Below are 7,798 nucleotides of genomic sequence, written 5' to 3' on the forward strand. Positions count from 1 at the left end.
TTCAATTGTTTATTTAAGCTTATGACCTAATTTTGTTCGTCGCGCATAAATACCGGCTCAAGCTCTTTAACTGTTGCCTCAGGGCTAAAGTAATAACCCGCCACAGTAAACTCTTTAAGCTGACTTAATTGCGTTACTTTATTTTCGATAATGTAGCGCGCCATCATGCCGCGTGCTTTTTTAGCGTAAAAGCTAATTACCTTGTATTGACCGTTTTTACAGTCTTTAAAGTGTGGGGTAATAATTTGTGCATTTAATGCTTTTTTATCTACCGCTTTAAAGTATTCGTTTGAAGCAAGGTTAACTAAGTATTGCGCGTCTTGTGCTTTTAATACGTCGTTTAGTTTGTTCGCTATTACGCTGCCCCAAAACTCGTATAAGTTTTTGCCACGCGAGTTTTCAAGCTTGGTGCCCATTTCAAGACGGTAAGCTTGCATTAAATCAAGTGGTTTTAATAAGCCGTATAAACCCGAGAGAATACGCAAATGGTTTTGTGCGTAATCAAGCTCGCTAGCTTTAAGCGTGCTTGCATCTAAACCGCCGTATACATCGCCATTAAAGGCAAGCACTGCTTGTTTAGCATTACTTTGTGTAAACGGCTGTGCCCACTCACTAAAGCGTGCTGCGTTAAGCCCAGATAGCTTATCGCTAATTTTCATTAAACTGCCAATTTGCGCTGGTGTTAGTTCACGGCATACTTTCATGAGCTCTTCGCTGTGCTCTAGTAATTCAGGCTGAGTGAACTTGTCTGTTGCGGGTGGCGTTTCGTAATCAAGATTTTTTGCAGGTGAAATAACAGTGATCATAGTTAGCTATTGACTTGTAATTTATTTAGTGTCAATTTCAACATTAAATGAAACGAAAAGCACGTTTTGTTTAAATAAATCCTCTCTTAATAACCCATGCATTGCCGTTTTTCTATTGATAAGGACATAAGACCTATCAAGCATTGTCACACTGTTGCAGTATGGATTGTATATATTAAGAGTGATTAGATTTTTCTTTTAACTTGCTTGGAATGAGGAAAGCAAATGACTTCAGCTCTACAAAGGCTAAAACAACATTCATCTATCGTAGCCGACACTGGTGATATTGAAGCTATTAAAAAGCATCAACCAGAAGATGCAACTACAAACCCGTCGCTTTTATTAAAAGCGAGCGAGATTGAAGCATATAAGCCTTACCTAGATAAAGCTTGGAGCTATGCAAAAGAAACCGAGCAAGAGCCAGCTAAACAACTTGAACTAGCATGTGATTACTTTGCCGTGTTACTTGGTAAAGAAATTAGTGAGATTGTTCCTGGTTATATTTCTACTGAAGTAGATGCACGCCTTTCGTTTAATACGCAAGCGACTATTGATAAAGCACATACTCTACTTAGCCTTTACGAAAAAGAAGGTGTAAGCAAAGATAAAATTTTAATCAAAGTAGCGTCTACGTGGGAAGGCATTAAAGCCGCTGAGCAGCTAGAAAAAGAAGGTACTAAATGTAACCTTACTTTATTATTTAGCGATGCCCAAGCTCGCGCATGTGCCGATGCAAACGTATTTCTAATTTCGCCATTTGTTGGTCGTATTTTAGATTGGCATGTTGCTAACGGTATGGAAAAACCAACCGATCCGCTACAAGATCCAGGTGTTCAGTCTGTACGCAGCATTTTTGAATTTTACAAACGCCATGACTACAAAACAGTTGTGATGGGTGCAAGTTTCCGTAATACAGGCGAAATTATTGCACTTACAGGTTGTGACAAGCTAACTATTAGCCCTAATCTTTTAGAAGATTTAGGTAACCTTGAAGGCGCACAGGAATACTTGCTAGAAACAGATATTCCTAAAGAGCCAAAACCAGAACCACTTACAGAAGCGCAGTTCCGTTGGTTACATAACCAAGATGCTATGGCTACTGAAAAACTGGCTGAAGGTATTCGCTCTTTTGCTGATGCACAAGAACAACTAGAAGCGCGTTTTAAAGCAATGTAATTTGCTATAATCGTGTTTTAGAAAACGTCGCAATAGCGGCGTTTTTTTATGCCTAAAATTGGCTACTTCTCTATTTAACCTTCATATAATCTTCGTATAAACCTTCATCAATTAATCACACTTATGTAACATAACTGTCACTTTTTTATTCTATTTTAACTAGGCCTGTGGTATAGGTATTCTTGAGGTCAATAAAATCAATAGGAGAAGTTCATGGATAGCCTAAACGATATATTAGAGATATTAGAAGGACCAGATACAACAATAAAAACCTCTCAAAAAAATAAAAAAAGAAAATGGCGTGAAATAGAAGCAATAAAAGACAAACAGCGCCTACGTAAAGAACTACAAGAACTAGACTACTTTACAGACAGTATTGCAATTGATGAGCTCGATTTTTAATTCAATACGCCCCAACTAAACAAAAAGGCTTCCAGAATCTGGAAGCCTTTTTTAATGGTTTAAACAATTTGAGTTCTTTAGAATAAATTAGATTTGCCAGTTAATTAGCTTATCTTTTTGGGCTTGCAATAACTCATTCGTTTGTGAGAAATGCTTACAACCAAAAAAGCCTCTATGCGCCGAAAGCGGCGATGGGTGCGGCCCTTTTAAAACATGATGGCGAGCGCTATCTATGCCTTTACCTTTTTTTTGTGCATGTGCCCCCCATAAAATAAATACCACACCTTCGCAGTGCTTATTAATATGGGCAATTACATTATCGGTAAATTGCTCCCATCCTAAATGCTTATGTGAATGCGCTTGCCCTTGCTCCACGGTCAATACTGTATTGAGTAAAAACACGCCCTGATCTGCCCAGCTTTGCAGGTAACCATGCTCAGGAATAATAAACCCGCTGATATCGACAGCTAACTCTTTGTACATATTTTTAAGCGACGGTGGCAGCTTTTTTACATCAGGCAATACCGAAAAACACAAGCCATGCGCTTGCCCTTCCCCGTGGTATGGGTCTTGTCCTAAAATTACAACGCGGATGTCATTAAGTGCGGTGGCATCAAAAGCACTAAATACTTGAGCTTCAGGCGGGTAAACAGCAACACCTTCATTGCGGCGATTAGCCACATACTCTAACGTTTGCTGCATGTAAGGTTGCTGTAATTCACTTTCTAAAAATGTAGCCCAATTGCTCATTGTGTACTCTTAATCTGTTTACGTGATGCGTCTATTTTAACACACATATCCGCGAGTCCATCTAGCATGCGCGGAGTAAAACGATGTAGTAAATCGGCATTTACGCTAATAAATTGATCATTTTTAACAGCGGGAACTTCTGGCCACTTTTGCCAATTAACAATCGGCTGTGGTGTTTTTGATTTTTCATCAGGGATAATAATAACTTGCGGCTTAGTAACAATAACATTTTCGATACTAATTTGCGGGTAATCTGTAACGCTCTGTGCAAATACATTGCTTACATGGCATGTTTCAATCAGCTGATTTATCCATGTGTTTTTACCTACCGTCATCATAGGCTCAGCCCATAACTGATAAAATCCGGTAATATTTTTTTTATCTTGCTGGCTTTTAATAATCGCGTTTAGTTTTTGTGTAAATGCATTTGCCGCTTGCTGGCTTTGCTCAATATTCCCTGTAAATTCACCAAAAGTAAGTAACTCGTCGGCTACACCAGCGATTGTGGTGGGATTACTCAAATACACTTTTATACCTAAACGCTCTATTTGGGCTAAATCTTCGCTTTGATTTCCGCTTTTCCACGCAATAACTAAGTCGGGTTTAAGCGCCAATACTTTTTCAAGCGAGATGCCGTAATAGCCCCCTATGCGCTCAATACTTTGGGCTTCAGCAGGGTAGTCGGCGTAATCAACTGTGCCCACAATATTATCGCCCGCCCCTATGGCAAATAGGTTTTCGACAATGTGTGGTGCAAGCGCGATTATTCGCAGCTTTTTAGAATCCTTGGTCTGCTCTGCAAGTGCACTGCCCGATACACTAAAAAGCAGCACCCCAATAAAAAACGCTTTAAACATTAGTAATCAAACCCTTCGAGCGCTTTTATGCCTGAGTCGAATGCATGTTTTACATTACGCACTTCACTTACTGTGTCGGCAAGGTCGGTTAAAGTACGATGTGCTGCACGCCCTGTAATAATAACTGACTGCATGGGTGGGCGGTTATTAAGGGCTGTTACTACTTCATCTAAATCAACGTAGCCGTAAGTCACCATATACGTAAGCTCATCAAGTAATACTAAATCAATACTGCTATCAGCAAGCATACGTTTTGACTCTTGCCATGTTGCCTGCGCGGCTGCAGTATCGGCTTCTTTATTTTGCGTATCCCAAGTAAAACCGGTGTTCATTACAACAAACTCAACACCTGCACCTTGTAATAAATTACGCTCGCCACATTCCCACGTACCTTTAATATATTGGCAAACGGCTGCTTTTTTACCATGTCCAACGCAGCGTGCTACAACGCCAAAGCCTGAGGTTGATTTACCTTTACCATTACCGGTGATTACCTGAAAAATACCTTTTACATCTTGCGCTGCCGCAACACGTGCATCCACTTGTTCTTTTACTTTTTGTTGGCGCTGCTTATGCTTATCGTTGTTTTGTTCAGTCATTATTGTGCCCTTCATAAATCGAGATAATTTGCTGTATGTTTAAATGCGTTTCGCACATGGTTGCTAATCGTTCTAACTGCTGCTCGCGGTGAGCGGCAATACTAATTGGGTTAATTGAGGCGCTTGGTTTTACCCATTTTAAAATTTGCGATGTAGCATCGGCTTCATCAAATAAGCCATGTAAATAAGTGCCCGCAATGGCGTTATCATCGCTAATAAAGCCATCAAACGTAAAGCCATGTGGGTGGCTTTCATCAAAGGTTAAAAATGGCTTATTAAGCGCTGCACCTTGGCTAATCCCTGCATGTATTTCGTAACCACTACAGGGTGTTGATTGGTTATTTAAAAGCAGTGTAGCGGTTATTTTAGTTAATACTTTTTGTGTTGTTAGCGTGGTTTCAAAATCGCACAGAGCAAGCCCATTTACTTGCTTTAATGATGACTCAATACCCTCGGGATCGTTGAGCGTATTGCCCAGCATTTGCATGCCGCCACAAATGCCAAGTACTTTGCCACCATAGCGTAAGTGGCGTTTAATTTGAGTGTCCCAGCCTTCATTTTTCAAAAAGGTTAAATCGCCCAGCACGTTTTTACTGCCTGGAAGAATTATCAGATCAACGTCTGGGATCGTTTGCGTATGGCGCACGTAATTTATATTAATGTTTGGGTGCAAACGCAGTGCGTCAAAATCGGTGTGGTTACTAATGTGGGGAACAAGCAGCACTGCAATATTAATTGAGGCGTTGGTTACGTTATTATCAATTGCGACGGCGTCCTCGGCATCAAGCGCAAGGTCGTGTAAATAAGGTAATACGCCAAGTACGGGTTTGTTTGTGTATTCTTCAAGCCAATCAAGCCCGCCTTGCAGCAAACCTATATCGCCTCTAAAGCGGTTTATAACAAAGCCTTTTACGCGCGCCTGTTCTGACTCGCTTAACAACGCAAGCGTACCTACCAAATGTGCAAACACACCACCTTTATCAATATCAGCAATTATAATTACTGGGCAATCTACCTCTTCGGCGTAACCCATATTGGCAATATCGTTTTCACGCAGGTTTATTTCAGCAGGGCTACCTGCCCCTTCAACGAGGAGTAAATCAAAGCGTTTAGCTAAGCGGTTATGTGAGGTAATTACTGCATCCATCGCCGCTTTTTTATAGTCGTGATATTTGCCCGCTTCCATATTACTAATGGCTCTTCCGTGAATAATCACTTGTGCACCAGTATCGCTATTAGGTTTAAGTAAAATAGGATTAAAGTCTATTTCGGACTCTACTTTAGCTGCTATTGCTTGCAAAGCTTGCGCACGACCAATTTCGCCGCCATCTTTTGTTACTGCGCTATTGAGTGCCATATTTTGTGGTTTAAAAGGCGCAACCTTTACCCCACGCTTAGAAAACACCCTGCAAAGGGCAGCAACTAAAGTGCTTTTACCAGCATCTGATGTAGTGCCTTGCACCATTAAGGTTTTCATGGAATTACACCCTTCGCTTTCTAAAAAACAATAAACTCAAAAAGAACACGCTACCAATAGCTGCAGTAATAACACCTACGGGCAGTTCTTGGTTTTTCAGCAATGAGCGCGAAAGTACATCAACCCACACCATAAATGTACCGCCCACCAAGCTGGTTACCAGTAAGCCAGCGATGGTGCCTTGGGATATAAAAAAGCGCACAATATGCGGCACCATTAATCCTACAAACCCAATACCACCACACATAGCCACCAGCACAGCGGTAATTAATGAGCTTAAAACCAGCATAAGTATTCTAAAGCGCTGAACCCTCACACCTAATGTAATTGCGCTTTCATCGCCCAGTAACATAGCATTTAGCTGCCTTCTAAAGCTCAGCATTACAAACGTACACAATGTAATTACCAATAAAGGCAACCAAAGCGTAGCCCACTGCGCACGCGAAAAGCTGCCCAGTGTCCAAAATAAAATAGCGGCTACCGCCTGAGGGTCGCTCCAATAAAGCAGCAAGCTGGTAAATGCACTAAATAAAAACGACAGAGCAACACCAGCTAATAACATTGATTCTACCTGTGCACTTTGCTGCCTACCTGCAATAAGTATTAATAAACTCATAGCGAGTAAGCTACCTAATAACGCTGCTGCCGATAACATAAAACCTGCGCTAATACCTGCTAATGCCATAAGTAACACCACGCCAAATGAGGCACCCGACGATATACCAAATAAGTAAGGATCGGCTAAAGGGTTACGCGTTACCGTTTGTAAAATAAGCCCCGCAATTGCTAAGCCAGAACCGGCTAAAAAGGCGAGTAATGTGCGTGGCATTCTTAGTTCAAAAATAATACGCGAATTAAAAGACGCATCATTTGAGAGTAAAAAGCTATTAAATACACCTTGAAGTGAGGTCTCTGCTGCGCCAAAACTAAGTGCTGCAAATAAGCTAAATAAAGCAGCTGCAGCACTGATAAATAGCGCAAGTGATTGGCGAGTATTAACTGCGCTCATATTATTCGTAACCATAAAAGTAAGTGATATGAGGGATGCTATTTCCCGACTCCGATATTTGCGGGTGGTTATTTACTTGAGCGCAGACACCAAAAACGTCGCCTAGCATGTTTTCGGTTAATACCTCACTTGGCGTGCCTGTATGTGTAATTTCACCATTTTTAATAACCACTAGTTCATCGCACATTGCAGAAGCTAAGTTTAAATCGTGAAACGATGCAAACACCGTTACACCCAACGATTTAGCAAGCTCCATTACCTGTATTTGGTATTTAACATCTAAATGGCTAGTTGGTTCGTCCATTATTAACAACTGAGGTTGCTGAACTATGGCGCGGGCTATCAAGGCACGTTGCTTTTCACCACCCGAAAGTGACTCAAAGCTTTGATCGATATGATCTGCCAACCCTACAGTGTTGATAGCTTGGGTAATTTTTTGTTTATCAATGTTAGTTACTGAGCTAAATAGCGATTTATGAGGCGTTAGCCCAAGTGCAATAACATCAAATACGCTTAAGTTAAATTGCGACGGGGTTTCTTGTAAAACAACCGCTACTTTTTTTGCGTACTCATCGCTTTTTAGCTGCCAAATATCGGTGTTGTTAAACTCTACAACGCCGTCACTGGGTTTATTAAAACGATATAAACAACGCAATAAGCTCGATTTACCTGCGCCATTAGGTCCAATTAAACCAACAAATTTACCTGTGGTTATTTTAAGG

9 protein-coding genes are annotated in these 7,798 nt (G+C 40.9%); 2 read left to right on the plus strand and 7 right to left on the minus strand.

Going from position 1 to position 7,798, the window contains the following annotated elements; translation table 11 throughout:
- Positions 1 to 26: 26 nt before the first annotated feature.
- Complete coding sequence (gene yaaA, locus H5072_RS07005; RefSeq protein WP_002961399.1) at positions 27 to 806, minus strand: peroxide stress protein YaaA; 780 nt, start codon at positions 804 to 806, stop codon at positions 27 to 29.
- A gap of 225 nt (positions 807 to 1,031) precedes the next feature.
- On the opposite strand from yaaA, the gene tal reads away from it, so the two are divergent.
- Both tal and H5072_RS07015 read left to right on the plus strand, forming a co-directional pair.
- Complete coding sequence (gene tal / locus H5072_RS07010) at positions 1,032 to 1,982, plus strand: transaldolase (protein ID WP_002961397.1); 951 nt, start codon at positions 1,032 to 1,034, stop codon at positions 1,980 to 1,982.
- Between the two features lie 213 nt (positions 1,983 to 2,195).
- Positions 2,196 to 2,384: a DUF3545 family protein gene (locus tag H5072_RS07015; RefSeq protein ID WP_182693106.1), complete on the plus strand. Its 189-nt coding sequence runs from the start codon at positions 2,196 to 2,198 to the stop codon at positions 2,382 to 2,384.
- A gap of 87 nt (positions 2,385 to 2,471) precedes the next feature.
- Here H5072_RS07015 and ung read toward each other — a convergent pair whose 3' ends face one another.
- From ung to H5072_RS07045, 6 genes are all read right to left on the minus strand, one after another.
- Positions 2,472 to 3,134: a uracil-DNA glycosylase gene (ung, locus tag H5072_RS07020; RefSeq protein ID WP_024604200.1), complete on the minus strand. Its 663-nt coding sequence runs from the start codon at positions 3,132 to 3,134 to the stop codon at positions 2,472 to 2,474.
- Positions 3,131 to 3,991 (minus strand): cobalamin-binding protein, encoded by an 861-nt coding sequence (locus H5072_RS07025; RefSeq protein ID WP_182693107.1) that lies wholly within the window; start codon positions 3,989 to 3,991, stop codon positions 3,131 to 3,133. Before H5072_RS07025 ends, ung begins: the two co-directional genes overlap by 4 nt.
- Positions 3,991 to 4,590, minus strand: coding sequence for a cob(I)yrinic acid a,c-diamide adenosyltransferase (gene cobO / locus H5072_RS07030; RefSeq protein ID WP_007376484.1), 600 nt, complete (start codon positions 4,588 to 4,590; stop codon positions 3,991 to 3,993). The genes H5072_RS07025 and cobO overlap by 1 nt, the downstream gene beginning before the upstream one ends.
- On the minus strand, positions 4,583 to 6,067 hold the full coding sequence (locus tag H5072_RS07035; RefSeq protein ID WP_182693108.1) for a cobyric acid synthase: 1,485 nt from the start codon (positions 6,065 to 6,067) through the stop codon (positions 4,583 to 4,585). The genes cobO and H5072_RS07035 overlap by 8 nt, the downstream gene beginning before the upstream one ends.
- A 4-nt stretch (positions 6,068 to 6,071) precedes the next feature.
- Positions 6,072 to 7,076, minus strand: coding sequence for an iron ABC transporter permease (locus tag H5072_RS07040; protein WP_182693109.1), 1,005 nt, complete (start codon positions 7,074 to 7,076; stop codon positions 6,072 to 6,074).
- A gap of 1 nt (position 7,077) precedes the next feature.
- Positions 7,078 to 7,798 (minus strand): ABC transporter ATP-binding protein (locus tag H5072_RS07045; protein WP_182693110.1); only part of this gene is annotated, 721 nt, incomplete at its 5' end.

The organism is Pseudoalteromonas sp. SR45-5 (genome assembly GCF_014163565.1).
Lineage (GTDB): Bacteria > Pseudomonadota > Gammaproteobacteria > Enterobacterales > Alteromonadaceae > Pseudoalteromonas > Pseudoalteromonas distincta.